The organism is Gluconobacter morbifer G707, from assembly GCF_000234355.1.
GTDB classification, from domain to species: Bacteria; Pseudomonadota; Alphaproteobacteria; order Acetobacterales; family Acetobacteraceae; genus Gluconobacter; species Gluconobacter morbifer.
The window spans coordinates 330,978-355,171 of record NZ_AGQV01000001.1; the positions used below are offsets into that span (position 1 = coordinate 330,978).

Annotated in this window: 20 protein-coding genes and 1 pseudogene; 11 read left to right on the plus strand and 10 right to left on the minus strand. The window is 60.3% G+C overall.

The features are described 5' to 3' along the window. The first annotated feature begins 1 nt into the window (after nt 1). Nucleotides 2-988: a CobW family GTP-binding protein gene (locus GMO_RS01445; protein ID WP_008850463.1), complete on the plus strand. Its 987-nt coding sequence runs from the start codon at nt 2-4 to the stop codon at nt 986-988. Beyond that, nucleotides 985-2,025, plus strand: coding sequence for a WD40 repeat domain-containing protein (locus tag GMO_RS01450; protein ID WP_008850464.1), 1,041 nt, complete (start codon nt 985-987; stop codon nt 2,023-2,025). Before GMO_RS01445 ends, GMO_RS01450 begins: the two co-directional genes overlap by 4 nt. Nucleotides 2,026-2,568: 543 nt before the next feature. Here GMO_RS01450 and GMO_RS14930 read toward each other — a convergent pair. Continuing rightward, nucleotides 2,569-2,944 (minus strand): annotated as a pseudogene (locus GMO_RS14930) (DUF488 domain-containing protein). A 9-nt stretch (nt 2,945-2,953) separates the two neighbouring features. After that, complete coding sequence (locus GMO_RS01465; RefSeq protein WP_040507624.1) at nt 2,954-3,235, minus strand: SelT/SelW/SelH family protein; 282 nt, start codon at nt 3,233-3,235, stop codon at nt 2,954-2,956. A 193-nt stretch (nt 3,236-3,428) separates the two neighbouring features. Here GMO_RS01465 and GMO_RS01470 point away from each other — a divergent pair, with 193 nt between their 5' ends. Further along, complete coding sequence (locus GMO_RS01470; RefSeq protein WP_008850469.1) at nt 3,429-4,238, plus strand: acid phosphatase; 810 nt, start codon at nt 3,429-3,431, stop codon at nt 4,236-4,238. A 41-nt stretch (nt 4,239-4,279) separates the two neighbouring features. Here GMO_RS01470 and GMO_RS01475 read toward each other — a convergent pair whose 3' ends face one another. From GMO_RS01475 to GMO_RS01485, 3 genes are all read right to left on the minus strand, one after another. Continuing rightward, on the minus strand, nt 4,280-5,644 hold the full coding sequence (locus tag GMO_RS01475) for a chloride channel protein (RefSeq protein WP_408734790.1): 1,365 nt from the start codon (nt 5,642-5,644) through the stop codon (nt 4,280-4,282). Between the two features lie 285 nt (nt 5,645-5,929). After that, entirely contained in the window at nt 5,930-6,823 is an 894-nt protein-coding gene (locus GMO_RS01480; RefSeq protein ID WP_040507336.1) for a cation diffusion facilitator family transporter, read from the minus strand. 9 nt (nt 6,824-6,832) lie between these two features. Then, nucleotides 6,833-7,912 (minus strand): cation diffusion facilitator family transporter, encoded by a 1,080-nt coding sequence (locus tag GMO_RS01485; protein ID WP_040507626.1) that lies wholly within the window; start codon nt 7,910-7,912, stop codon nt 6,833-6,835. A 183-nt stretch (nt 7,913-8,095) separates the two neighbouring features. Here GMO_RS01485 and GMO_RS01490 point away from each other — a divergent pair, with 183 nt between their 5' ends. The 3 genes from GMO_RS01490 to GMO_RS01500 all read left to right on the plus strand — a co-directional run bounded on the left by GMO_RS01490 (nt 8,096) and on the right by GMO_RS01500 (nt 11,126). Next, nucleotides 8,096-8,677, plus strand: coding sequence for a DJ-1/PfpI family protein (locus GMO_RS01490; RefSeq protein WP_008850475.1), 582 nt, complete (start codon nt 8,096-8,098; stop codon nt 8,675-8,677). A gap of 242 nt (nt 8,678-8,919) precedes the next feature. After that, a complete protein-coding gene (locus GMO_RS01495) occupies nt 8,920-9,522 on the plus strand; it encodes a TIGR00645 family protein (protein ID WP_008850476.1) in 603 nt (200 codons plus the stop codon). Continuing rightward, nucleotides 9,519-11,126, plus strand: a complete 1,608-nt coding sequence (locus GMO_RS01500) for an NAD(P)/FAD-dependent oxidoreductase (RefSeq protein WP_008850477.1) — start codon at nt 9,519-9,521, stop codon at nt 11,124-11,126. The genes GMO_RS01495 and GMO_RS01500 overlap by 4 nt, the downstream gene beginning before the upstream one ends. Here GMO_RS01500 and GMO_RS01505 read toward each other — a convergent pair. Further along, nucleotides 11,123-12,400: an MFS transporter gene (locus GMO_RS01505; protein ID WP_040507337.1), complete on the minus strand. Its 1,278-nt coding sequence runs from the start codon at nt 12,398-12,400 to the stop codon at nt 11,123-11,125. The two genes, GMO_RS01500 and GMO_RS01505, sit on opposite strands and share 4 nt — an antisense overlap. Before the next feature lie 166 nt (nt 12,401-12,566). Here GMO_RS01505 and GMO_RS01510 point away from each other — a divergent pair, with 166 nt between their 5' ends. Continuing rightward, entirely contained in the window at nt 12,567-13,637 is a 1,071-nt protein-coding gene (locus GMO_RS01510) for an EAL domain-containing protein (protein ID WP_139064338.1), read from the plus strand. Between the two features lie 56 nt (nt 13,638-13,693). Here the strand turns inward: GMO_RS01510 and GMO_RS01515 are convergent, their stop codons facing one another. Next, the gene (locus GMO_RS01515) at nt 13,694-14,083 is read right to left on the minus strand and encodes a YidB family protein (protein ID WP_040507628.1); all 390 of its coding nucleotides are present in this window, start codon (nt 14,081-14,083) and stop codon (nt 13,694-13,696) included. Between the two features lie 249 nt (nt 14,084-14,332). Between GMO_RS01515 and hemA the strand changes: the two genes are divergently transcribed. Continuing rightward, nucleotides 14,333-15,544: a 5-aminolevulinate synthase gene (hemA, locus tag GMO_RS01520; protein ID WP_008850481.1), complete on the plus strand. Its 1,212-nt coding sequence runs from the start codon at nt 14,333-14,335 to the stop codon at nt 15,542-15,544. Between the two features lie 119 nt (nt 15,545-15,663). Here the strand turns inward: hemA and GMO_RS01525 are convergent, their stop codons facing one another. Beyond that, nucleotides 15,664-17,565, minus strand: coding sequence for a Hint domain-containing protein (locus GMO_RS01525; RefSeq protein WP_008850482.1), 1,902 nt, complete (start codon nt 17,563-17,565; stop codon nt 15,664-15,666). A 341-nt stretch (nt 17,566-17,906) separates the two neighbouring features. Here GMO_RS01525 and GMO_RS01535 point away from each other — a divergent pair, with 341 nt between their 5' ends. The 3 genes from GMO_RS01535 to purF are packed head-to-tail and all read left to right on the plus strand — an operon-like array spanning nt 17,907 to nt 20,240. Beyond that, nucleotides 17,907-18,209 (plus strand): hypothetical protein, encoded by a 303-nt coding sequence (locus tag GMO_RS01535; protein WP_008850483.1) that lies wholly within the window; start codon nt 17,907-17,909, stop codon nt 18,207-18,209. Between the two features lie 2 nt (nt 18,210-18,211). Then, entirely contained in the window at nt 18,212-18,775 is a 564-nt protein-coding gene (locus GMO_RS01540; protein ID WP_008850484.1) for a CvpA family protein, read from the plus strand. Nucleotides 18,776-18,800: 25 nt separating this feature from the next. Next, a complete protein-coding gene (purF, locus tag GMO_RS01545) occupies nt 18,801-20,240 on the plus strand; it encodes an amidophosphoribosyltransferase (protein ID WP_040507339.1) in 1,440 nt (479 codons plus the stop codon). Nucleotides 20,241-20,320: 80 nt separating this feature from the next. Here purF and GMO_RS01550 read toward each other — a convergent pair whose 3' ends face one another. Together GMO_RS01550 and GMO_RS01555 are read right to left on the minus strand one after the other, a co-directional pair. Further along, on the minus strand, nt 20,321-22,501 hold the full coding sequence (locus GMO_RS01550; protein ID WP_050801371.1) for a histidine kinase dimerization/phosphoacceptor domain -containing protein: 2,181 nt from the start codon (nt 22,499-22,501) through the stop codon (nt 20,321-20,323). Between the two features lie 198 nt (nt 22,502-22,699). Then, nucleotides 22,700-24,190, minus strand: coding sequence for a S10 family peptidase (locus tag GMO_RS01555; protein WP_008850487.1), 1,491 nt, complete (start codon nt 24,188-24,190; stop codon nt 22,700-22,702). Nucleotides 24,191-24,194: the final 4 nt, after the last annotated feature.

A 24,194-nucleotide genomic window follows, 5' to 3' on the forward strand; every position in this document is an offset into this window, starting at 1 on the left:
CATGTCCAGCAACAGTGACCCGGCACATGCCGGAACCATTCCCGTTACCGTCCTGACCGGCTTTCTTGGCGCCGGCAAGACCACGCTTCTGAACCATATCCTGACGGCGGAACACGGCCAGAAATATGCCGTTGTCGTCAATGAGTTCGGGGAACTCGGCGTGGATAATGACCTCGTGGTGGATGCCGACGAGGAAGTCTTCGAAATGAACAATGGCTGCATCTGCTGCACCGTGCGCGGGGACCTGATCCGCATTCTCGGCAAGCTGCTGCGCCGTCGCGGCCGTTTTGACGGCATCATCGTCGAAACCACCGGTCTGGCGGATCCGGCTCCGGTGGCCCAGACGTTCTTCGTGGACGAGAGCATCCGCGAAAAGGCCCGCCTGGATGCGGTCGTGACGGTTGTGGATGCGTTCAACGTCATGCAGACGCTTGATGAAAGCCCCGAGGCGGTCAATCAGGTGGCTTTTGCGGATGTCATTATCCTCAACAAGGTGGATCTTGCTGATGAACCGCGGCGGCAGGAGATCATTGCCCGTCTGCGGCAGATCAACGCCGTTGCCCCGATCCATGAAGCGCAGCATGGCGGTGTGAAGCTGACGGATATCCTCGACCGTGGTGGTTTCGATCTCCAGCGTGCCCTGGCGACGATGCCGGATTTCCTTGAAAGCGATCATCATTCCCATGAGGAAGGGATCACCAGTATTTCCCTGTCGGTGAAAGAGCCGATTGACCAGCGGCGCTTTCAGGCATGGATCAGCGCGCTTCTTCAGGAGCAGGGCGGGGATATCCTGCGCTCCAAGGGCATCCTGCATTTCAAGGGGGAAAACCAGCGCTTCGCATTTCAGGCCGTTCACATGATGGCGGACGGTGATTTCATCGGCCCGTTCCGTGAAGGGGAGAGCCAAGAATCACGTCTGGTCTTCATCGGTCACAACCTCAACCGGCCGCGCCTGCGTCGTGGCTTTGAAAGTTGCATTGCGGAATGACACGGGAACTGATCGAGGACCGGGGCTCGGAAAAGGTATTTGACAGCCCCATCATCGGGGCTGCGTCTTCCCGTGACGGCCGGACGCTGGCCGCAGCCACTGCGGATGGCGAAATCATCCTGATTCCCCGTGACGAACTGCGAAACCAGCATGCCTGGACCGTGGTTCTGGCTCATGAGGGCGCATTGTCCTTTACGCAGGACTGCGGCCCGGATTCATTTCTGAGCGGTGGTGAGGACGGAAAGCTTATCCGGACATTCGCTGACGGACGGATCGAAACCCTTCATGAAGGGAAAAAGTGGATCGACTGTGTGGCGACAACCCCGCAGCATCTGGCGTTTTCGACAGGGAAGACCCTGGAGATTCGTCCGGCTTCCGGACGCGAAACACTCAAGACGCTCGAACATCCCTCTACGGTGACGGGGATCGCCTTTGACGCCAAGGGCAAGCGCGTAGCCGCCTCGCATTACAACGGGGCTTCCATGTGGTTCGTGCAGGCAAAGGTGGATTCCGTGCGGCCTTTCGAATGGAAAGGCAGCCATATCGGAATCACCATTCATCCGGGCGGCGAGGCGCTGGTGACGTCCATGCAGGAAAACGATCTGCATGGCTGGCGTTTGTCCGATGGGCACAACATGCGCATGAGCGGATATCCGAAACAGGTCCGCTCCATGAGTTTTACGCGCAATGGTAAGTGGCTGGCGACATCGGGGGCGGATTCCATCGTGATGTGGCCTTTCTTCGGTGGCGGTCCAATGGGCAAGGCCCCGAGGGAACTGGCGCGCCTGCCCAACATGTTCGTGACGGCTGTCTGTGCCAATCCTGCGGAGGATATCGTGGCGGGCGGTTTCGAGGATGGAACCGTGGTTCTCGCGGAGACGGGAGGAAATGGCGAGCGTGTCCTGCCGCTCTGCTCCGGTCAGGACAGAAGGCGCGGCCCCGTAACCGCCCTGGCCTTCACACCGCAGGGCGGTGGTATCATTTTCGGGACGGAAGATGGCGTCCTTGGCGTGGTGGATCTTTCAGAGTCTGCCTGACGCCACACCCTGAGGGATGGTTCTCCGGAAAGATTTCTCCCCTGTCATTCTGGCAAAACCATCCCTGAAACACGGGGACGGCTTCTGGCTGATGCGTCCCGCAAGGCCTTCAGAGTGATTCTGAAAGAATATTTGCGGTTTTTCTCCGGGCAGAGGGCTAGCACTTCGGACGGAGACGTCAGGAACGCCGCATGGATCGAGAGGGGGTCGTTCCTGTCATTCCATACGAGGCATATGATGTAAGAGTCGTGTTCATGGCCCCGCCCGAACCAGAAGCGCACTCCTTCTCCCCATTTGCTGAAAAGGCGGGATTTGAGGGCAAATCTGTGCCTTCTCCGGTACATATGCAGGGAATCCAGATACAGAAGGCGCGATTCCATGAAGATGCTGCATATTCGGGAGGCGATATCCGAAAGCAGTTGCGAGCGTGTATCGTCCTGTATGAGTGGGTGGGACAGTGCCTTGACGATGGTATCGCGTTCCGGAATTTTCAAATTCCAGATATCGTTCAGTTCCCGGGTAATATCTTTTACCATGAATGCTTCACGGTTCCCTGTTCTGCTCCGTAATCACGGCTTCAAGAAAATCCTTCAGGACCCGTGCACGATTATGCTGAAGATCATGTGAGGCATAGAGCAGCGTGACATCCTCCTGCCGGAGCCGGGCAAGGATTTTCTGTACGCCGTCCGGATTGTGCCGTAGTTCCCCGGTAACGGATGGAAAATTCCGGGAATGAGCCGGGATTGGCATGGAACCATTTCCGCAGGTCAGTGGTCGGGGCGATCTCCCTGTCCCATTCATCCATTTCCAGGGCGTCTTTTCGGACACCACGCGGCCAGAGACGGTCAACCAGCAGGCGATAGCCGTCCTGTGGGGTTTGGGGATCATAGACGCGGCGCAGATGAATGGTGTGGAACACGGGACTGTTTCAACGGTCCGTATGACCGAGGTCACGCTCGGGCGCGATGACGTCACGCACCCGCTGTTTCAGTTCTTTCGGGCCGGGAAAGCCGCCATCGCGTTTGCGCTCCCAGACGAGTTCGTCATTGACGCGGATTTCGAATACTCCTCCCGTATCCGGGAGCAGGGCGACTTCTCCGAGAGACTGTCCGAAGGTGGAGAGGAGTTCCTGGGCCATCCAGCCGGACCGCAGGAGCCAGTTGCACTGTGTGCAGTAGCGGATTGAAACCCGCGGAGCCGTGCCAGTCATGGAAGAGCCTCCTTGAATTCCTGTCCTGCCAATAATGGGGAACAGGCCTGTCGGCACAGTCATAAACCCTTTCCGGGCGGAAAGGCAGCCGGAGCAGATGTCATAAAATGGCCATGGCAAAAACCGTTCTGGTTTGGGATCGGAATTGTTATGACGGCGACCTGTCATCCTGTTCCGTGAGGTCTGCGCGCACATGAAATCTTCCATAACCCTGTCAACGGCTCTGCTCTTCTGTGTAACGGTTCTCGCAGGCTGCTCCGTCCAGCCGCGTCACGATATGCAGCCGGCCCGTTCGGTTGCACCTCTCACCATCGCAGCTCCTGATGAACGTCAGGTTCTGCCGCCGCCTCCTGCCATGGGCAGCGCTGCGCAGGCGGATGACGAACGGATCTTCCGGCAGACCCGGGCCCTGCGTGATACACCGCGCTGGCAGCTTGCACAGCGCGATGCCGAGCTTGATCAGGCCCGGCTGGTGGGAGATTTTTCCTGTGCGGCCGGCTTTACGATAGAACTTGCCCGGGCGCCTCATCTGAAGACAGTTCTGGATCGTCTGCGGCCCGCGATAGGGCGCCGTACTTCCGAAGCCAAGCACTACTGGCACCGGACCCGGCCTTTTGTTGCAATCAATTTGCCGATCTGTACGTCCCCGGATGGACTTGGCCCGCATGCCTCCTATCCGTCCGGTCATACGACGGCGGGTTATGGCATGGCGCTTCTGCTGGCGCGTCTCCTGCCCGAGCATGCGACTGCTTTCCTGCAGCGGGGGCGTGTTTTTGGGGAAAGCCGGATCGTCTGCGGGGCGCACTGGAAATCTGACGTACAGGCCGGTTTCCTGAATGCATCATCGCTGATGGATACCCTGCTGTCAGATCCGGCCCTTCAGGATGATCTGACAGCGGCCCGTCGGGAACTGCTGGCACAGGCGTCCTCGCCCTCCGCACCCGATGCGGCGACATGCGCGGTCGAAGAGGATGCTGCCGCTCATTCCATCCTGTCCGAATGATACAGCCGACGCGCTTTCTGTCCCGCCAGCGGTCTGTCTCTTCAGTTCGAGGTGACAGACGTGGTGGAGGCGGGGAGTGTCGGTGGCTGTTGCGCCGCGGGTTTGGAGTGATGTCGTGCCCGGTCCGTAGCTTCCATGAAGCGGTCCGCGAGCGCTGTGTAGAGTGAGTGCGGGCAGATCATGCGCGAGACGCCGAAGGCAAGGAAGGATGTCGCCAGAAGGGCCAGCGTCACCTGCTGGTTGTCGCACATTTCCATGACGATGACTGTTGCCGTCAGCGGAGACTGGGCCATGCCGCAGAAATAGGCCACCGTGCCGAGCAGGACGACCGCGCCTGGGGTGGTGTGCGGCAGGAACTGTTCCACCCAGCCGCCGATACCGGCGCCGATGGCGAGGGACGGCGCGAACATTCCTCCCGGAATGCCGGAGCAGTAGGAGACGATCATCGCCAAATATTTCAGCAGGAAAAATGACGCCGGATAGTGTTCCGTTCCGCTGAAGATGGCGCGGGCCTGTGCATAGCCGGTGCCATAGGTCGCACCCTTGGAGGCGAGTCCGATCAGGGCGATCAGGAAGCCGCAGATCGCCGCGAACAGGATCGGCCATGTGCCGGCGAAGCGTCCGACCGGCCCCGGCAGACCGCGGGATGCCTTGATGACGATGGCCGAGAAGCTGCCTCCCGCAAGTCCGCCCAGGATCCCGCAGGTCAGCACGGCGATCCAGGCGGTTCCAACCGGAACGTCCACATCCGCGTGACCGAAATAGGTGTAATTGCCGATCAGGGCGATGGCTGTCACGCCGGAGAGGACAACCACGGTCAGGGTGCGGCCCGAGGCTTTCTGCTCGAAAGAGTGGGACAGTTCCTCGATGGCGAACAGGATTCCGGCCAGCGGCGTGTTGAAGGCGGCAGCCATGCCGGCTGCGCCCCCGGCGAGGATCATGCTGCGCCGGGCCGCGACGTTCGACTGTCCGAGCAGCCGCGAGAAGGCATGCATGATGGAGGCGCCAACCTGCACGCTGGGGCCTTCACGGCCAATGGACGCGCCACAGATCAGGCCGCAGCAGGTCAGGAGGATCTTGCCGATCGAGATCCGCAGGGAAAGGACCCTGTCCACAACCGCGAAATTCTCGATGTGCATCGTGGCGATGGTCTGCGGAATTCCCGATCCCTGTGCGCCCTTGAACAGGGTCCGGGTCAGGAACGTGATGAAGGCGAGACCGGCTGGGGCCACGATCAGCATGGCCCACGGATGCCAGAGCACGATGCGTTCGCGGATGCCTGCTGCCCAGTCGCCCAGTCTTGCGAACAGGACGGCGACGACTCCCACCAGAATGGCGCCGAACCAGTAGACAGCGGCCCGCTTCCACTGCGACGTCGTTATGCGGGCCGAGCGTCGCAGGTACAGCACCCTGTCCTTCCGGCGCAGGGCATGGGCCGAGGAAACATGTCCAAGAGGACGGGAAGAATCAGCAGAAGGCGGTGTATCGGCCAATGGGAGACGTCCGGGAAGGATGGTCGGGCAACGGAAGATACGCCCGGGTCAGATCCGCGCGTTGATGTTCCGCTCCTGCCAGTAACACATGAAGAGGGTCAAGGGTTCTTCATGGTATTCCCCGGGCGTGGCCAAGGAATGACGGATTGTGACAAAAAACACACAGGATCTGAAAGGCAGACGGCCCGTTTTCCCGGGTCAGGACAGGACGAGCGCGCCGGAATGCTTGGCCTTGTCTGCCGGTTCGACGTGAATATGAATTGAAGCGCGGCCCAGGACCTTTCGGATCGCGGACTCCACGTTGTCGCAGATTTCATGGGCGTCATGGACGCTCATCTCGCTGGGAACGACCAGATGGAACTCCACGAAGAAGAGCGCCCCGACGCGGCGGATGCGCAGGTCATGCGCTTCGAGCGCACCGCCGGCGCTGCTGGAAATGACGGACCGGACCTCATCCATGCACTCCGGCGCGGGGGCTTCATCCATCAGGCCGGATAGGGAGCGGCGCATCATGGAGAAGCCTGTTCGCAGGACATTGAGCGCCACCAGTCCGGACAGGACGGAATCCAGCCAGTTCCAGCCCAGCAGGGGGATAAGGGACACGCCGAAGACGAGGGCGACCGTCGCCCAGACATCCGACTGGACATGATCACCTGCAGCCTGGAGGGCCTGTGAGGACTGGCGTTTGCCAACGCCGATCAGCACCCGAGCCCAGATGAGGTTGACCAGTCCGCCCAGTGCATTGAGCGCGATGCCCCGGAAAGGCGCATAGACGGGAACCGGGTGCCACCAGTCGTAAATGGCGATGAAAAGAATGCCGATGGCGGTCAGGACAACCAGGACACCCTCGATCACGGCGGAAAGATATTCCGCCTTGCCGTGACCGTAAGGGTGGTTTTCATCCGCGGGGAGGGCCGCGACGGAGACGGCCCAGAGCGTGCCCGCTGCCGCGATGACGTTCAGGATCGTCTCGATGGCGTCCGAGAGGAGCGCATCGGAGCCGGAAGCGGCATAGGCGGCGTATTTGATGGCCAGCACGACCAGGCTGACCCCAAGGGAAGCAAAAGCCACCCTGATTCGTGTCGCAGTCATGACATGTCCTCAGCAGCAGGTCTGATGGCTGTCGCAGGATGCTGCGATCCGTTCGATCTGGAACGTCGGATGCAGGATTCCGAACCGCTCGCTGACCATGCGGGCCGCTTCGCCGATGAGATCGTCGGATGTCATGCGAACCGTTTCGTCCTGTACCAGATGGACGGTCAGCGCCGTTTCAGTTGTGCTCATGGGCCAGATATGGAGGTGGTGCAATCCGCTGACACCCGGGAGAGCGAGCAGGGCCGTTTCCACCTCGGGGGCGCTCAGGCCTGTCGGCACGGCGTCCAGGGACAGTTCCACGGACCCGCGCAGCAGGGACCATGTTCCGATCACGACCGATATCGAGACAAACAGGCTCATGATCGGGTCGATGATGGTGTAGCCCGTCCACAGGATCAGCAGTCCTGCGATCACGACGGCGAATGCCATCATGGCGTCCGAAGCCATGTGCAGGAAGGCGCCACGGATGTTCAGATCTTTCGATGCGCCTTTCATGAAAAGCAGCGCCGTCACGCCATTGACGGCGATCCCGGCGAGCGCGACCCAGCTGACGACGGCGCCCTGCACCGGCTGGTCGGTGAAAAGGCGCAGGATGGATTCCCAGATGATCCCACCCGTTACGAGCAGAAGGACCACGGCGTTGAACAGTGCGGACAGGATGGTTGTACGGCGCAGACCATAAGTGAAGCGCGGTGTGGGCGCGCGCCGTGCGAGCACTTCCGCCAGCCAGGCCGCGCCGAGGCCCATCACGTCCGACAGGTTGTGTCCGGCATCGGCGAGCAGGGACAGCGAATGCGCCCACAGGCCCCAGAGCGTTTCACCGACCACGTAAACGGTATTCAGGGCTATGCCGATGGCGAACGCCATGCCGAAATTCGCCGGAGCATGGGTGTGGTGATGGCCGAATCCGAAATGCCCGTGATCGTGGTCATGCCCATGGTCGCCATGCCCGTGGTCAATATGATCGTGCGCGTGATCGTTCCCGCCACCGGCGTGATGGTCGTGGGAATGATCATGTCCGTGATCATGGGAATGGTCATGCGCTGCATGGTCGTGCGCGCAGGCTGAATGAGAATCTGTCGTCATGTCCGGGTGAGGCTGTGGAAGGCAGGGCTGGAGCATACTGCAAATGCATCTGCTCTCCCACCTGTTCCTTGATGTCCCCTCCCGTCATGGCTGAAATTGTGGTCTGCTGTCTTTCTGCGGCCCGGCCCCGTCCGCGTGGCGGGAGCGGGGCGGTCCTCACGAACGGAAACAGGGAGGCCGAGAATGGCTGAAAAACGTATCCTCATGCTGGCAGGTGATTTCGTGGAGGATTACGAGATCATGGTGCCGTTCCAGATGCTTGTCATGGTGGGGCATCGGGTGGATGTGGTTTCGCCGGGCAAAAAGGCGGGACAGCAGGTGGTCACCGCGATCCATGACTTTGAGGGCCATCAGACCTACACGGAAAAGCGCGGACATAACTTCACTCTGAACGCCACATATGAAGGCGTGACGGCGGATGGCTATGATGCGCTTGTCATTCCCGGTGGGCGGATGCCGGAACAGCTGAGCACGGATGAAACCGTCCTGACGCTTGTGCGGGCCTTCGTCGAAAGCGGCAAGCCTGTTGCGGCGGTCTGTCACGGGGCGCAGATCCTGGCGGCGGCGGATGTTATCCGGGGCCGGAAGATCTCCGCCTATCCTGCCTGCCGTGCGGAAGTGACGCTTGCGGGGGCGGATTATCAGGCCCTGCCGATGGATGGTGCCGTGACAGACGGCCAGTTCGTGACGGCGCCTGCCTGGCCCGCGCATCCGGCCTGGATCGGTCAGTTCCTGAAGGTTCTGGGAACGCAGATCACGGTGTAATGCATGGTTGGCCCGGCCATGTCTGTCGTGGGGGGCACAGGCAGTCTCAGGCCCCGGCCGTTTATGGGGCTGCTCCTGCGGAATAAAGGGCGGTGTGAAGCCTTGATGACGGTCCGGGCCTGTCAGCGTTCCCGGTTTTTCCCGGCTGGGATTGAGAGACATGCCATGTTTTTAGGGGCGTCCGTTGTAATCCGGTGCAAAGGGCATTGGCGGAAAAGCTCTCAAGATCGTAGAAAAAGGACATGACGACCTCTCATTCTCCGCAGGGCCCGCGACCGGCTGGCCATTCCGGCAGTTTCGGCCGGGCTGAAAAGCTCATGGAACGGGCATTCTTTGCCACACGCTGGATTGCGGCTCCGCTCTATTTCGGTCTGACGGCCGGATTGCTGCTGGTAGCCTTCAAGTTCTTCCAGCAGCTGTTCCATCTCCTCCTGAAAGCCACAGGGCTGGATTTCGACGATGTGTTCGTGGGCGTGCTGGACCTGATTGACCTGGTCCTGCTGGCGAATCTGCTGCTGATCGTCATGTTCTCCGGTTACGAGAACTTCGTGTCCCGCCTCGATATCCGTCAGCATGAAGACTATCCGAGCTGGATCGGGCATGTGACGTTCGGAGACATCAAGATCAAGCTCATGGCGTCCATCGTCGCCATGTCCGCGATCCATGTCCTGGCCGATTTCATCCGCGTGGATGAAACCTCCACCCGTTCGCTGGAATGGAGTGTGGGGATTCATCTCGCCTTTGTCGTCTCGGGTGTGCTCATGGCCATCATGGACCGGATCATGGAGGGATCTCCGGATACGCACCATGCTGACCCGGCTTCTTCTGACAGTCACGACGTATGATCCGCCTGACAGAACTGCGCCTGCCGCTGGATCACACACCAGAGGCCCTGCACGCGGCGATTCTGACGCGGCTGGGTATTCCCGGGAGTGATCTTGAGACCTTTACGGTGGCCCGCCGGGGATATGACGCCCGCAAAAGGGGGCATATCGTTCTGGTTTACAGCATCGACTGTACCGTTCGGGACGAAGCCGCCGTTCTTGCCGCCCACGAGGGGGATCAGCATATCCGCCCGACACCGGATACCCGGTACCGGCTGCCGGTTGCGCATCTGCGGGAAGGCGCACCACGACCGGTCGTGGTCGGCGCGGGGCCGTGCGGTTTCATGGCGGCCCTGACGCTTGCGCAGGCCGGACTGAAGCCCATCATCATCGAGCGCGGCAAGGACGTGCGTGCCCGCACGGTGGACACCTTTGCCCTGTGGCGGAAAGCCGTTCTTACGCCTGAGAGCAATGTGCAGTTCGGGGAAGGCGGGGCAGGGACGTTCTCGGACGGCAAGCTCTATTCCGGTGTGTCCGATCCACGCCATCTGGGGCGGCGTGTGCTGGAGGAGTTCGTGCGGGCCGGTGCGCCCGAAGAGATCCTGTATCTGTCCAAGCCCCATATCGGCACGTTCCGCCTCGTTTCGATGGTCATGTTCATCCGGGCCGAGATCGAGCGTCTGGGCGGTGAGTACCGCTTCGAAACGCGGGTGGACGGGCTGGAGACGGAAGGCGAGGGCGAAGACCGGCGCCTGCGTGGGCTGCGCCTGTCCACAGGGGAGACGCTGGCGGCCGAGCGGGTCATTCTCGCCGTGGGGCATTCCGCGCGTGATACGTTCGTCATGCTTCGCGACAGTGGCGTCGCCATGGATGCCAAGCCGTTTTCCATAGGGGTGCGGATCGAGCATCCCCAGTCCGTCATCGATGTCGCCCGTTTCGGAACGAACGCCGGTAACGACCTGCTGGGAGCGGCGGATTACAAGCTGGTGCATCATGCTTCGAACGGCCGGTCGGTCTATTCCTTCTGCATGTGTCCGGGTGGCCAGGTCGTGGCGGCAACGTCCGAGCCGGGGCAGGTCGTGACCAATGGCATGAGCCAGTATTCCCGGGCCGAGCGTAACGCCAATAGCGGCATCGTGGTGGAAGTGAAGCCGGAAGAGGATTTTCCGGGCGATGTTCTCGCCGGCGTGTCCTATCAGCGCAGATGGGAAAAGGCCGCTTTCGAGGCCGGTGGCGGCAATTACCGCGCACCCGCGCAGAGGGTCGGGGATTTTCTGGCCGGTCGTCCGTCGACGTCGCTTGGTTCTGTTGTCCCGTCCTACACGCCCGGCGTCACCCCGACGGATCTGACCGTCTGCCTGCCTGATTTCGTGACGAACGCCATCCGCGAGGCCCTGCCGCGTTTCGAGCGCAAACTGCGGGGGTTCTCCATGGAGGATGCCGTCATGACAGGCGTGGAAACCCGGACGTCCTCTCCCATCCGCCTGCGCCGTGATCGGGATGGACAGAGCCCGACGCTGAAAGGGCTTTTTCCTGCCGGGGAAGGTGCGGGATATGCGGGCGGTATTCTTTCGGCCGGCATTGACGGCATCCGCGCTGCGGAATGGCTGGCGGCGTCCCTTTAGGACGTCGTCTCATCGCCTTCCATGTGTTCGCCCGGTAGTGTTTTTGGCCTGATGAGGGCGACGGCCCCTGTCAGGAGGCTGGAGCCCAGCACGAAGGCTTCGGCTGATAGGGGAAGCGTCATGGCCGTGGGGCCGAAAACCGGCACCAGTTTGGCGGCGAGGCCCTGACCGATTGAGCCGAGGGCATAACCCAGTCCCATGCCGAAGCTGCGTGTGTCGGATGGAAAGCGCTGCGCCAGATAATGGGGCACGAGGGCGAAAATACCCGAGGCCGCAGCCCCCATTACGAAAGCTGCCGTCAGCAGGAGAGACCATGTCGGGGCGCTCAGGAAAGGCCAGATGCTCAGCATGACGATGACCAGCGCGCCAAGCATTACCCGCAGTTCCCCGTATCGCTCAGCCAGCCAGCCACAGAAGATCTTGCCGCTGAAAGATCCGACGCAGTAGAGCGTGATCGGCCAGAAGACGGCCTGCGGCGTGAGATGATGCGCGCCCCGCAGGATGGTGGGATAGAACGTGTAGATCGCCGCTTTCTGGAACTCCAGGAAACTCATGAACACGATGGCCTGGAGCGCTGCGGCGGAAAGCTGGAAACGCGGGCGCGCCGGACTGGCCTTCGGTCTGCTCGCCTGCGCGCGCTGTTCTTCCCGCATCCGGAGCCATACCGGACTTTCGTGCACGCCGACCCGCACGAAAAGGGCCAGCAGGGCCGGGGCCAGCCCGATAAAGAACAGAACCCGCCAGCCGTAATGCGGCAGGATCAGGGCCTGCGCGCCGGCTGCGGCGAAATACCCGACTTCATAGCCCGACATCATAAGCGCCGAAGCCATGGGGCGCGTCGAGGCCGGTACGCTTTCCATCAGGAGCGCGGCCGAGGCCGTCCACTCCCCGCCAAATCCGATACCGAAGAGGAACTGGACGATCATCAACACATAAAAGTGATGGGATAGCCCGGTCAGGGCAGAAAAGACGCCAAACCATACGACGCCCAGCATGAAAGCCGGTTTGCGGCCATACTGGTCCGACAGCCAGCCCCAGCCTGTGTTACCCACCGCGCGCCCGAAGGACTGGCCCAGCAGAACGGCGCCCAGATCTGCCAGCGTGCAGCCCAGGTCATGGGCGATGTCTGGCAGTGTGAACATCAGGGAGGTCTGGTCGAAAGCATCCAGAAACCAGCCCAGGAACGAGGCAAATGTGACCTGCCAGTAGGGCAGAAGCGTACGAAAGGAGCTTTGGGAAGGGGACTGGGCGGTGCTGCTTGCGGCATCCGTCATCGGGGAAGGGTCCTGTGCGGTGATTCCCGGGAAGAACCACACGAAAAGGGTGTGTTCAGAATATGGCCGGAAGGCCATGGAGATAAACCGTAACAGCTTTGTCCTGATTGGGCGAACGGAAGGTTTGGTTACGGGTCCTGCCGCCTGTTCCCGGAGCGGCAGGAAAATGCAGCGCATTAAGGAAAAATTAGAGTTTTGGGAGGCATTCTTCCGTCAGACAGAACAGGAGGTCGCGGAGTTGGATGATCTAGGAGAGGAAGCCGGTTCGAGGCTGGCGGCTCCTCAGGCCCTGCCTGCTGCCCAGTCACCCGTTCCGGGAGGATTTTTCCCTGTTCCGGAAGGGCATGCGGACTATGCCGCAGGCGTTTCGGCATCCAGCGCGGGCATGTTCGCCACCACGCTTCGCAGCCGTCGTGCACGCCAGAAAAGTGCCTTGCCGCCACTGCGATGGTTGCCACGTCTTGCGATCGGTCGCAGCAGCACGGACCGGACGATCGGAGCGCAGGTGGATATGAGCCAGTTATGGCTGACCGTCCCCAGGCGTACGCTCCGCCGCAGCCGACGCAAGTCGCTGGGTCAGCAGCAGCGTGAGTTCGATACGGCTCTTCTGGCCGCAGCCTGCACACAGGCCGCGACATGGCCGGAGGACATGCGGCTGATGGTTTCTCTGGAAGACGACCAGGCGCCGGACGGAGATTTCAACAGCCGTCTCAATACCGTTCTGGAAGACAGCGGTTTTCCGGTCAGCCGGCTGGATCTCGTTTTTCAGGAAAATGGCCTGGGGCAGGATAGCAGGGAGACCTGTTACACACTCTCGGCCCTGCGGGACCAAGGATGCCAGATCTTTCTGGGCGGTTTCGGCACGGCACCATCGAGCCTGAGCCTTCTTCGGGATCGTGCCATGGGGGGACTGCTGGATGCCGTGCAGTTTGATGCTTCCATCCTCTCCGCACCGCTCCTGCCGTGGCGGACAGAGGATGAAAGCCCCCTGAATGACGAAAGCGGCACGTTTTATCGTGCCGCGCTGGATGCCGTGAAGGCGCTTGGTCTTCGGATCCGGGCTATCAGCGTGGATAATGACGAACTGCTTGGTTTCATACAGCGTGCTGGCTGCACGGAAGCCTCCGGTACTGTCCTCGCGCCGGCTGAAACAACGGCGCAGGTTACCGAACGATTTGAAACATCAGCAGGACGCCCCCGTCGCAGGCGGTTTGCACGGACGGCAGAGGGTCTCTGAACGCCATTCCCGGAAGAGACCGGGAATGGCGAGGCTGGAGAGAGAGGAACGGCTGTTCAGTGAGGCTCGGCCGGATTGATCTGGCACATGTATTTGAAAAGCCTGTCCGGATCTTCATGGAGCAGGGTTCCCAGCATCGGCAGAACATCCTGAAGGGCTGTTTCCAGCGCTTCGGGGGACTGTCCGGTCTGGTGAGAAAGGTGATCAAGCCTTCCTTCACCCATGATGTCCTGCACTTCCTGCGGGGACAGCTTCTTCTTGCCCGATGTGCCTAGCTCACCGACGGTCTCTGCGAAGCGGCAGTCATCCTTCATCATGCGGATGGTGACTTCGGTCAGGCCCGAACGATCGGTGCTGGCACCGCTCAGCCAGTCGCCAAAGCGGACAAATGCGGAGGTGGCTTTCTGGGCCTGGGTCTCGGATGGGGTACCGGTCTGGATGGTCATCTTCATGACTCCTCAAAGCAGGAGAGCAGAGCACGCTGCGATCCAGAGCTGTGCTCCTGCCACCTCAACGCTGGATGAGGGCGCAAGACGCAAGGAAAGCCCCACACCTTTGTGTTAGGTTTCTGTCTTAGTATTGCGTGTTTTGGTTCCTGGGTGTTTTCTGTGGTCCGGCGGAACTTCACGTTTCCCGTGATAGAGTGCTTGGTTCCAGAAAGTTGCGGGCTTACATTGCCGTCAGGAGAAAACGCGATGAATTATGATGCGATGTTCCAGTCTGCTCTGGACGGGCTCCATGCTGATGGCAGCTACCGTTATTTTGCGGAACTTGAGCGGCGGGCCGGTAGTTTTCCGAAAGCTTTTCACCATGGGCTTGGTCGTGAAGTCACCGTCTGGTGCTCCAACGACTATCTGGGCATGGGCCAGCATCCGGAAGTCCTTGGCGCCATGCATGCCGCACTGGATGAAACGGGCGCAGGTGCTGGTGGAACCCGCAATATTTCCGGCACGAACCACTATCACGTGGAACTGGAGAAAGAACTTGCCGCCCTGCATGGCAAGGAAGGCGCTCTTCTCTTCAACTCCGGTTACCTGTCCAACTGGGTGACGCTGGGCACCATTGCCGGTCGTCTGCGCAACTGCGTGGTCCTGTCCGACGAGCTCAACCATGCGTCTATGATTGAAGGCATCCGTCATTCCCGCGCTGAGAAGCAGATCTTCCGCCACAATGACGTGGAAGATCTGGAACGCCGCCTGAAGGCTCTGCCGGCCGATGTTCCCAAGATCATCGCTTTCGAGTCGGTCTATTCGATGGATGGCGACATTGCGCCGATCGAAGCGTTCTGTGACCTGGCTGACAAATATGGCGCGATGACCTACCTCGACGAGGTTCATGCCGTTGGCATGTACGGGGATCATGGCGCGGGCGTTGCGGAAGAGATGGGCCTGTCCCACCGTCTGACGGTGATCGAGGGAACGCTCGGCAAGGGCTTCGGCGTGGTTGGAGGGTACATCGCGGCTTCCGTGCCGCTGTGTGATTTTGTGCGCTCTTTTGGTTCGGGCTTCATTTTCTCCACGGCTCTGCCGCCCATGATCGCGGCCGGCGCGCTGGCCAGCGTCCGGTATCTCAAGCGGAGCGGTGAGGAGCGGGCGGGACAGCGTCGTGCCGTGGCTCATCTGCGCGAAGCGCTGGATCGGGCAGGCGTGCCGCATATCCGTAATCCCAGCCATATCGTACCGGTCATGGTCGGAGAGGCGGAACTGTGCCGTGATCTTTCCGATGAACTGCTGAATCGTTTCGGCAACTACATCCAGCCGATCAACTATCCGACGGTCCCACGAGGGACGGAGCGTCTGCGGATCACCCCGACGCCCCTGCACACCAATGAAATGATTGATGAGCTGGTCGAAGCCCTGTCGACCCTGTGGCGTGAACGTCAGCTCAAGCGTTCCGAGGCTGCCTGAACGGACCTCTCTGAGGCCCGAACATGAAAAAGCCTGCCAGATCGAGGGATCTGGCAGGCTTTTTTTGTCAGGGCAGCGATCCTGGAATGGATCGGACCCTGACACAGGGAGCGGGCGACTTAGCCGTGCTGCTGCACGATCAGCGCGGATGCCGTTTCGTCGTCCATCCGATAAGGGCCACCTGCGCGGATCTGTATGCTGAGCATACCGATAGCGTCCGGACGGCGAGGTGGCAGCGGAAGGCGACCATATCCATCCGTCCAGCGGCAGGTGCCGTCTTCCACGTTGTTCCAGCCGCGCAGGGTTTCGTCCGTCAAATAACGTTTGAGGGTATGGGTCACGTCCGCATCGAAAAAGCGGATAGCGCCTACCAGAACGCCCAGGTGGCGGCGATCATCCACAAATGGCCCGATCGTGTCGCTGGGGCGGCTGGTACGGGAGACGATACTGACTTCCGTGACGCCGGGCGGGATCATGAAGATTGCAGCCCCTCCGGCCTCACGGATTTTGCGAATGACATATCCATTTGGCGTGAGCAGGTGCAGGTCCGGGTCATCTGTCAGCTGAACGGATTGCACGGTCTGGGAAAGTCCCAGCGCGTCTGCACGCTTTTCAAGCTGATTGAAAATCGGCTCCACGAAATCACGGGAAACGACAAGTGAAGCCGCCGCGTCTTCCGACCAGCTTCTGACGGGACCGCCCAACTGCGCAACAGTGCCATGCTGATGAAAGGTGTGACGGTTGCCTGTCGCCAGATAGGATTCCGTCAGGGCACCATTGGCGGAAATGATGGAATGGTCCCGGGTTTCCACGTGATAATAGTCGTAGTCTGGAAAGCCGCGGTCATAGAAAATGCTGCGACCGTTCACCAGCATCCGGACCGGCACGAAGCTGTCGTTCAGGAACAGGCAGTGTTCCGGCGTGATCAGCAGATCCTGGGCCGGGATGCCGTCACCGAGCGCATTGCGGACAACGCGGACCGGATAGCCGGCCTGATCCAGCGGAAGGGACGGGTTGGCCGTCATGTGCTGGGTGCCGATCCAGACAACAGGCTGCGTTACCGGACGACCATGAACGTAAGTCGTGATCTCATCGCCGATTCGCAGGTCTTCGATGATCTTTTCGCCTTTGGGCGTAAGGATCTTCGTACCAGCCAGGAAGCAGAGTTGCCGGTTATAGCCTGTCGCACCGTTCACGACGCTCCAGCTGCCATCGGCATTGGTGACGATTGTCGGTGTTCCCACTGCGGAATTGGGACCGAACGCCACATCCGTCAGGGTGATGCCATTCCCCCACTGGTCGAAGGCGATCTTGAGGCTGTAGGTTCCGTTCCCGTTTGACACAAACGTTGCGCTGATCGGAGCCGCACTTCCCTTGGCGATTGTGATGACGGACGAAGCGTCAAATCCCGTGATGGGTGTGCTGACGGTCTGGTTATAGTCCGAGAAGACAATCTGGCTCGGCGTGCCTTCGGCGGAATCGTCTCCGAAGACGATCTGCTTGCCTGCTGCGCCGTTGGTGGCGTTGTTTATGTAAACCGCGGCGCCATTTTCCAGGACCGTCGTCAGGGAGGATCCCATCTGGAACGGTGTGTTCGTGTCACCGAGCGTTGTGCCATCCAGGATCAGCGTTCCGCTGCCCTGGACGCTACGACTGTTGATGGAGATGGCCGGATTGCCGCTGATGGTCAGTGTGCCATCGACCGTCGGATTGCTTCCCAGTGTAACGGGGCTGGACGTGTCGATGGAAAGCGCGCCACCGCTGTTGATGGTCAGACTGTTGACGCAGAAAACCGTGTTGCTGCCGTCTGTGACGCTGACAGCCAGTGTGGCACCGGTACCGACCGTCAGAACGTTCAGCTGCGTGCTGCTGGCGCTCTCATAGGAAACGGTTAGCGTCATTCCCGCGGAATTCCCGACAAAAACGCTGTCCCATGCCCTGTCCTGCGGTGTGAGGCCGTCACTCCAGTTCGCTGCGGAGAACCAGTTGCCTGATGAGGGATTGAGCCAGGAGTTCGTCATTATTTCTGAAGTGTCCCTGTCGCCTGCCGCAGGGGGTGACCCGGACTGCGATGGCGGAGTGTGGATGCTTAACTTTAAGTTAACGAAAAATGATGCAAAAAGAAATTAATTTCTTGTAAAAGATATTGGCGTGACATGCAGCCAAAAAACGCCGTGAAACTGCGGTGGAATACAGATCGGAAGCTGGAAATTTTCTGTAATATTTTCGAATCGATAACGACTCCGGGAAACGATTTTTTAACGAACTGGAGGCGGCGCTGCCGGGACGACGGAGCGTTTTCCCGTATGCTGGAGAAACGCCGTCGCTTGCTTATGAAACTTATCCTCTTCATCATGAGATAATGGCAGCCACCAGAAAGTCCGCATCGTTCCCAAAAAGCCGAAAGGCCACCAGTCTGGCGACGCGGCTGGGTCATGCGGCGTCTGTCTGTATTCTTGATGTCATGATCAATGACCGGTCGACCCTTATCCGGGACAGTGCGGTTTTCATCACGCTCTTGGAAAAGATCTGGAAAGAACGGAATCTGGAATCCGTTCAGGTGTGGAAAGAACTTGAAGCGCGGATCGAACTGGCCGAAGAATTGCGCGCAAACCGCATCCGCCCCATGAAGGGAGGGCGTTACCGTTCCACCAAACTGCCCTGATCATGCCAGCCCCCTTTGATCTCTCCCATTTTTCCTTTGATGCGCTGACCCGTCTGGATGTCGCGGCTCTTGCTATCATGGGTCTTTCGGCCCTGTGGGGGCTGACCCGCGGCTTTGCGACGGAACTGTCCGGTCTGCTGGCCTGGGTGGGTGCGATTGTCGTGACCTACCGGTTTCATGCCCTGCTCGTGCCGTATCTTGCGCCGTATATTCACGAGGACTGGCTTCTGGGCAGTGCCAGTACGGCCATTCTGTTCATCGTTGTCCTGCTGTTTTTCACCATGGTGGCCAGCCGGATCGGGACTGCGGCCAGAGGTGTGCTGTTTGGTGGGGTGGACCGTCTTCTGGGGGCCGCTTTCGGACTTGCGCGGGGGTATGTGGGACTGATTGCGCTTTATTTAATCTGTGGATCTTTTTTCGGGTCGGGGATGTCCTATGTGATGCATGGAAGCCTCATCGGCCCCTATATCGCCCTGGGAGCTGCCCGGCTGACAGGTTATCTGCCTCATTTTCTGCAACCGCATCTTGCGCCGCCGCCTTCAGGCGGTCATGAGGCGACTTTGTGAATCCCGTCTGGAAAGGCCACGCTGCATGACCCGGTCCGACACTCTCAATCGTCCTTACGAGGAATGTGGCGTCTTTGGTGTATGGGGCGTCCCCGATGCCGCAGCACTGACTGCCCTTGGCCTGCATGCGCTACAGCACCGGGGACAGGAAGCGGCCGGCATCGTCAGCTTCGATGGCGACAGGTTCCATCAGCACAAGGGGCTGGGACTGGTCGGTGATGTTTTTGGAGACAGTCAGGTCATGGCGACGCTTCCGGGTAGCGTCGCCATCGGCCATAACCGTTACGCCACGACGGGCGGAACGCATGTCCGTAACGTCCAGCCGCTTTATGCCGATTATGAATTCGGCGGTCTGGCTGTTGCCCATAACGGCAACCTGACCAATTCAGCGACGCTGAAACAGGCGCTGGTCAAACGCGGGTGCATCTTCCATTCCTCTACGGATACGGAAGTCTTCATTCATCTGATCGCCATATCCCTTTATTCAACCGTGCTCGATCGTTTCATTGATGCGGTTAAGCAGGTCAAGGGGGCATATTCCCTCGTGACACTGACGCCGGATGATGGGCTGATTGGAATGCGGGATCCGCTCGGTGTGCGTCCGCTGGTTCTGGGGCGCATGTCAGGCCACGAGAAGGACAATGGCGGCTGGGTCCTGGCCAGCGAGACCTGTGCCCTGGACATTATCAGTGCGGACTACGTCCGGGACATCGAACCGGGCGAGATCGTTGTCATCAACGCCGACGGCATTCGCTCGCTGCGTCCTTTCGGGGATCAGGGCAGCCGGTTCTGCGTTTTCGAATATATTTATTTCGCCCGTCCGGACTCCGTTCTGGAAGGTCAGCCGGTTTATGAAGCCCGCAAGCGCATTGGTGCGGAGCTGGCCCGTGAGAGCGCCGTGGAAGCGGATGTCGTGGTGCCGGTTCCGGATTCCGGGGTTCCTTCCGCGCTGGGATATGCGGCCGAGAGTGGCATTCCGTTCGAGCTGGGCATCATCCGCAACCATTATGTCGGGCGGACTTTCATCGAGCCGACGGACCAGATCCGTCATCTCGGGGTGAAGATGAAGCATTCCGCCAACCGGCCTGTTCTGGCGGGTAAGCGGGTTATTCTGGTGGATGATTCCATCGTGCGTGGCACAACGTCGCGCAAGATCGTGGACATGGTTCGTGCGGCAGGCGCGAAAGAGGTGCATATGCGCATCACGTCTCCGCCGACCAGACATTCCTGCTTTTACGGGATCGATACGCCTGAAGAGAGCAAGCTCCTGGCCGCCACGCATACCCTTGAGGAAATGACGAAGGCCATCAACGTGGACAGTCTGGCATTCGTGACGTTCGACGGTCTTTACCGCGCGCTGGGACATCTCAACCGCGCCGAAGGGGCCGGCCGTTACTGCGATGCATGCTTTACCGGCGACTACCCGATTTCCCTTGTGGACAAGGAAGGCAATCTCGTGTCCTGACGGGAGACCGTTCAGACAGAAAAAAGGCGCCTGTTCCGCATGGAGCAGGCGCCTTTTTTCATGCCCGCCGAACGGGGATGTCAGTTGGCGGGGAGGTATGAATCCTTTTCTTCTCCGCCGGCGCTGTCGAGCGGGACGGTCATGACGGCTTCCAGTCCGGGGGAGAGGGGCGTGTAGGTCAGGGTTCCGGTCAGGCTGCTGACTACAGCTTTCATCATCCGTGTTCCAAAGCCATTGCCCTGCATATCCTGAAGCGCATTGACGCCCTGGTCGGACACGGTCAGGACCAGACGTTCGCCACTCTGGGCTAGGGAAATATGCAGAGGTCCGGCTTCGCCGTCATAGGCGTATTTGCTGGCGTTGATGACAAGTTCCGTCAGGATCAGGCCGATATTGATGGCGCGATCAGCAGAAATCATGACCGGGACCAGGGCGAGATAGAGCTGGCTCTGCCATTCGCCACCCAGCGATGTGCAGAGTTCCTCCACCAGTTCTTCCAGATAGCGGCTGAGATCCACGATGCCGAAATGCTCATCCCGGTAAAGGCGGCGATGCACCAGACCAATGGCCGCCACACGGTGCTGGGCTTCCGTCAGCGCGATGGTGGTTTCCTCGTTGGTGGAGGTCCGTGCCTGAAGTTTGAGAAAGGATGCGACCATCTGGAGCGAATTCTGGACGCGGTGATTGACTTCCCGCAGCAGGAAATCCTTCTGCTGCAGAAGGTTTTCCCGCTCCTCCAGCGTGGAAGCCAGCGTAACGTTCAGATCCCGGAGCTGCTGTGTCTGGTAGTCGGTGATCAGGATCCGTCTCAGGCGATGGGCGGACTGCTTCTGCTCTCCCGTCCAGCGGCGGCTCTGTCCGTGAACGGTCTCACGCCAGGTCTGGAAGGATGTGCGAGGGTGCAGCAGCCCATTCTCGCTTTCTTCCGGCTTGTGTGGATTGCCGGCCCATTCGATAGTCTGGATCACCTCGACACGGCTCCAGATCAGGGAGAGCGGGCGGCGCAGCGGCAGCGTGATGCTCAGGATGCCGGCCGCGCGGTTCGGCCAGGCGGCGGCCTCCGGATAATCCTTGGCGAGATGCGCACTGCAGAAAACGCCCCCATTGCTGCCCAGCCGGAGCCATTCCTGAAGGCGCAGCAGGTCATCGCGGTCCGGAACATGGCCGCTGGTGATGACGTTGCCATCTCCCACGATGGCAAAGCCGTCACAGGGGAAAAGGTTCTGCAGCTCTCCGCGGCCGAGGCGAAGGTTCTCCTCCAGTGAGTGATGCGTGCCGAAATGCGACGTGACGAATTCCATCGCGTTCCGCAGCTTCAGGCGCTCCTGGTATGTGACCAGCTCTTCCTTGTTCCGGAGCTGGCGGGACATGATGCCTGCGAGAGTCCGGCAGGCGGCGCGGATGTCTTCCGCCATCATGCGCGGGGTCGCGTTATGGCAGGCAATCAGGCCCCACAGCACGCCGTCCACCACGATCGAGATGGAGGCAGAGGCCGCAACGCCCATATTGGCCATGTACTGCAGATGGATGGGCGAAACGCTGCGGATCTGGACGTCGCTCATGTCCAGCCCGCTCAGTCCGGCCTCCACCGGGCGCAGAGGGGCGGCTTCGTAGCTGATGTCCGGAATGACGCGGATACGGTTTCGCAGATAGAGTGCGCGGGCCTGCCGAGGGATATCACTGGCGGGAAAGTGATGATGCATGAGCGTGGGAAACGCGTCATTGCGGCTCTCCCCAACCACGCAGCCACTGCCATCGTCCAGGAAACGATAGACCAGGACACGGTCAAATCCCGTCAGGTCCCGGAAGACCTGTGCGCCATGGTGGCAGACTGACCGTGTGTCAGGACAGCGCTCGAAACGGTCGGCGGTGGCGTCGATCTGACCGAAAATGTCCCATGTCAGGAGCTTGTCTTCCCGCATGGGCTCCAGTTCGAGCAGCAGCAGGCCTTTCTGGTCATGGCGGAGAAGAGAAAAGACTTCTCCCTGAAGACCATGAATGCGCAGATCCGAAAGGGATTTCGGCTGGGAACGGGACAGGCGTTCTGCGGGAAGATTCAGGAGGTCAGCCAGGTTCTGGCCTAGCCAGTCAGGGGCTAGCCGCGTTTCTAGATCGCCCGCACCGGCCACGACCTTCAGGGTCGTAGCCTCCGCGACGAGAAACAGGCCGTATGGCTGGATGGCGTCGGGGCGATGAATGGGTTCACGGTCGCAGGCTGTCAGGAATGCATCAGCCAGCGGTTTCCCACCTTTGAGGGAGATTGTTTCCGGATGCTGTCAAACCCAGCGAGACCCCGTTACAGTTCCGGGTGGGACCCGTGGCACCCAGGCCGCGCTCTCAGGGGGAAAGACAGGAAAGGAAGCGGCAGTCATGAAGGCGCCCTGTTGTTTTGCCGGCCAGTGCCGGCAAATGTGGTAACTTCAACTCTACCGTTCCCCTTTTGCTCTTGTCAATTTATGTCAGGGATGATGGCTTTCTTCCTGAACCCAGGATGCCACGTCCAGTGAGAGGGCATGACGGCTGGCCGGGCGCGTATAGAGCATATGCCCGCCCTGATAGAGATGCAGGGAGACGCGGTCCGCTCCGACCGTCAGATGATCCTTCATCCAGCGCGTGGTTCCGAACGGGCAGGCCAGGTCGTAATAGCCATTGGCGACGAAGACGCGCAGCCCCGGATCAAGAGCCAGAAGCCGGTTCAGGACCGGGATCTGGTGCACGGGAGCCGGACCGCCATCGCTCCACTTCCAGCTGCTGTTCACTTTCATGGACAGGAGGTCGTAGGTCAGGGGTGTGCGGAAATCCAGTTCGTTAGACGCATAGCCCGAGAACGCATTGCCGTAGGCGCGGCCGAAACCGAACAGGGTCGGATCGGGGCTTTCATCGAGGCCATCTGATGACGGATCGGCGATGGACTGCGTGAAATCGTAAAGACCGTACAGGCGACCATTCCGTGACATGACATCATGCGAGCCGATGGCCAGGACACCATGCTGTTTGGCGACCACGTCTTCGGGCAGGCCTGTCCGGCGTGCGATCTCGGCATAGAACGCCTTGCCGTCCGGGCCGGAAGGCAGTTTCCGGGCGACCGTACCCAGATAGGACCCCATGGCCCATTCATAGGCATCGTCTGCGGTTTTTTCCGTGACGTTCGGACTTTCATGCGCCGAAATCAGGCTGGGCATGGCAAGCGCTGCGGAAAGCGGATTGTCATCCGTATCGAGCAGCGGCATTTCCAGCGCCGGAGAAATCATGACAATGCCGTTCAGCAGGATTCCCTGTTCCATCTGGAGCGCGTTGGCCACCTGAATGGAGCGGATGCCGCCATAGCTTTCGCCCACGAGGTAATGGGGGGCGGACTGGCGGTTGTTGCTGGCGGTCCAGAGCTGGATGGCCTTGGCGAAGGCGCTGGCGTCCTTCTTGACGCCATAGAACTGGTCGGCCGCCTTGGCGGTGTCGGCCGGGCGGGAATAACCCGTTCCCACTGCATCAATGAATACCATGTCCGTGAAAGGCAGCCAGCTGTCCGGGTTGTCGGCCAGGGAGGCATGGGTGCCATCGGTGGGATCTTTCGCCGGCATGTTCAGGACTTTTGGTCCCGCCGCGCCGAGGTTCAGATAGGCCGTCGCCGCCCCGGGGCCACCGTTGAAGAAGTAGGACACGGGCCGCTTTTCATCCGCGGCACCATCCTTGGTGTAGGAGACGTAGAACATCCGTGCCGTTGGCTTGCCGTCGGGGCCACGCAGGATCAGCGTTCCGGCATGCGCGGTGTAGGCGATGCCGCCCAGATGATGCTTCGTGACGGCATCCGTCGGCAGAAGGGCGGCCTCTCCCTTGAAGCTGTCCGAATCCTTGGCCGTATCCGTTTTGGGGGTGTCGGCCGCCATGGCGGGAAGGGTGGTGACAGGTGAGAGAAGAGAGAGGGTGAGCAGAAGCGCGCGGCGGGACATCATTGAA

Bases quoted from the DNA above. Each gene is read 5' to 3' on its own strand.
- hemA (WP_008850481.1), top strand. From the start codon at position 14,333: ATGAATTATGATGCGATGTTCCAGTCTGCTCTGGACGGGCTCCATGCT.
- GMO_RS01525 (WP_008850482.1), bottom strand. From the start codon at position 17,565: ATGACGAACTCCTGGCTCAATCCCTCATCAGGCAACTGGTTCTCCGCA.
- GMO_RS01540 (WP_008850484.1), top strand. From the start codon at position 18,212: ATGCCAGCCCCCTTTGATCTCTCCCATTTTTCCTTTGATGCGCTGACC.
- GMO_RS01505 (WP_040507337.1), bottom strand. From the start codon at position 12,400: ATGACGGATGCCGCAAGCAGCACCGCCCAGTCCCCTTCCCAAAGCTCC.
- GMO_RS01450 (WP_008850464.1), top strand. From the start codon at position 985: ATGACACGGGAACTGATCGAGGACCGGGGCTCGGAAAAGGTATTTGAC.
- GMO_RS01510 (WP_139064338.1), top strand. From the start codon at position 12,567: ATGCAGCGCATTAAGGAAAAATTAGAGTTTTGGGAGGCATTCTTCCGT.
- purF (WP_040507339.1), top strand. From the start codon at position 18,801: ATGACCCGGTCCGACACTCTCAATCGTCCTTACGAGGAATGTGGCGTC.
- GMO_RS01485 (WP_040507626.1), bottom strand. From the start codon at position 7,912: ATGACGACAGATTCTCATTCAGCCTGCGCGCACGACCATGCAGCGCAT.
- GMO_RS01500 (WP_008850477.1), top strand. From the start codon at position 9,519: ATGATCCGCCTGACAGAACTGCGCCTGCCGCTGGATCACACACCAGAG.
- GMO_RS01470 (WP_008850469.1), top strand. From the start codon at position 3,429: ATGAAATCTTCCATAACCCTGTCAACGGCTCTGCTCTTCTGTGTAACG.
- GMO_RS01465 (WP_040507624.1), bottom strand. From the start codon at position 3,235: ATGACTGGCACGGCTCCGCGGGTTTCAATCCGCTACTGCACACAGTGC.
- GMO_RS01495 (WP_008850476.1), top strand. From the start codon at position 8,920: ATGACGACCTCTCATTCTCCGCAGGGCCCGCGACCGGCTGGCCATTCC.
- GMO_RS01445 (WP_008850463.1), top strand. From the start codon at position 2: ATGTCCAGCAACAGTGACCCGGCACATGCCGGAACCATTCCCGTTACC.
- GMO_RS01535 (WP_008850483.1), top strand. From the start codon at position 17,907: ATGGCAGCCACCAGAAAGTCCGCATCGTTCCCAAAAAGCCGAAAGGCC.
- GMO_RS01555 (WP_008850487.1), bottom strand. From the start codon at position 24,190: ATGATGTCCCGCCGCGCGCTTCTGCTCACCCTCTCTCTTCTCTCACCT.
- GMO_RS01490 (WP_008850475.1), top strand. From the start codon at position 8,096: ATGGCTGAAAAACGTATCCTCATGCTGGCAGGTGATTTCGTGGAGGAT.
- GMO_RS01515 (WP_040507628.1), bottom strand. From the start codon at position 14,083: ATGACCATCCAGACCGGTACCCCATCCGAGACCCAGGCCCAGAAAGCC.
- GMO_RS01480 (WP_040507336.1), bottom strand. From the start codon at position 6,823: ATGACTGCGACACGAATCAGGGTGGCTTTTGCTTCCCTTGGGGTCAGC.